General features: G+C 66.2%; 2 protein-coding genes. Both read left to right on the top strand.

What is annotated here, in order from left to right; translation table 11 throughout:
* A partial coding sequence (locus tag ACP7AJ_RS21165) for a transposase (RefSeq protein ID WP_426062224.1) occupies positions 1 to 1,066 on the top strand: 1,066 nt, incomplete at its 5' end.
* Between the two features lie 182 nt (positions 1,067 to 1,248).
* The coding region (locus ACP7AJ_RS21160) for a pectinesterase family protein (protein ID WP_426062223.1) at positions 1,249 to 1,676 on the top strand (428 nt) is incomplete at its 3' end.

The following is a 1,676-nucleotide window of genomic DNA, read 5'->3' as shown; positions in this document are numbered from 1 at the left end:
GGGAAAAGCAGCCCGCAGGGCCCACCGGGCCGCGTTTGGACAGGGACGAGCCGGGGCCCCGGCCGCATCGGTGGTGACGGCGCCGGCCCACCAGCTGCGCAACCTGGCCGCCCACCAGGCCCGGCTCTTTGCCTACTCCAGCGTGCCGGGCGCGCAGCACCCCAAGGCGCGGCTGCTCAGCAACCAGACGCCCTACCGCCCCACGTACCCGGACGCGCGCATCTTCATCAAACCCGGCAAAGCCCGGGCCCTGAACTACCGCTGCAGCCTCGCGGTCGATGCGGCGAAGGTCGTCATCAGCCACGTGCAGGCCGATTTTGCCGACAGCCGCGAGAGCCCGCACCTGCCCCGGCCGCTCACCGGGCCGCAACGGCGCTTGCGGTCCCACGAGCTGGGCGTGCGCGAGCTGCTGGCCGACGCCGGCTACGCCAACGGGTCGAACTACGCGCTGCTCGAAGCCGCGCGCATCACGGCCTGGATTCCCGTGTTCGGTAAGTACAAGTCCGAGGTTGACGGCTTTCCTTACGACGTGCAAACTGACACCTACCAGTGCCCGGCGGGCCGGCGTTTGCGCTTTGCCAAAGTGGACACGACCGCCGAAGGCGACTGGGTCAAACTCTACCTGGCCACCTACCAAGAGTGCCAGAACTGCCCGCTCAAGCCCACGTGCATCCCCAAGGGCACCTACAAACAACTCACCCGCACCATTTACGGCGGGTCCTACCGCCGGGCGTGGCAGCGCCAGCAGAGTCGCCGGGGCCAGCGCATGCGACGGGTGCGACAAAGCACGGTCGAACCCGTGTTTGGGAGCCTGCTGCACCATTACGGCCTGCGCCGGATGTACGTGCGGGGCCACGCCGGGGCCCACAAGACCATGCTGCTCACGGCCGTGGCCTACAACCTCAAAAAGCTGCTCAAGCACCGCCCCCAGCGACAAATAAGCCAGGCCGTGGCCCTGCCACGGCCGCTGTTGGACGCGCAGAGGCGCTGTGAGCGGCGCAACCGCCGGACCTTAGTCGCAGTGAGCGCGTCGGGACTGCGCCTTTTGGCCAGCGCAGCTACCTAGACCGACTTCTGCAACAGCCACGACCGCTTTTCGAATTTGGTCAGGGCCCGTGAAAAACTCCGAAATTGCAGCTTTTGGGGGCTCTTTTCAGGAGGGCTTTTTGAATGCCTACTTTCGGCAAAGATGGGTAGCCCCCACCCCCTAAGTCCTCCTGGCGCAACCGCTTTCCTGTTTAACTGCTGATGCTTTTCCGCAACCTACTGCTCTTCGCCCGCCTGCTGCTGTCCCCGGCCGCGCTGCACGCCCAGGGAACGGCGCCCGCCGCCCGGCCGGCCGCCCCCCAAGAATCATTTTTGGTGCCGATCCGCCTGACCGTCGCCCTGGACGGCAGCGGCGACTACCGCACCATTCAGGACGCCGTGCTGGCCGTGCGCGACTTCATGCAGGTGCCGGCTACCATTTTCATCAAGAACGGCACCTACCGCGAGAAGCTGCTGGTGCCTTCGCAGAAAACTCACATCACCCTGGTGGGCGAGAGCCGGGAGGGCGTCGTCATCACCTACGGCGACTACTCCGGCGATGCCGGGAAGCACTGCACCTACACCTCGGCCACGGTACGCGTGCAGGGCAACGACTTCACGGCCGAGAACCTCACGGTTGAGAATTCGGC

This window comes from Hymenobacter sp. B1770 (assembly GCF_049896385.1).
In the GTDB taxonomy this organism is placed as follows: Bacteria; Bacteroidota; Bacteroidia; order Cytophagales; family Hymenobacteraceae; genus Hymenobacter.
This window is presented reverse-complemented; position numbering and strand designations above follow the sequence as displayed.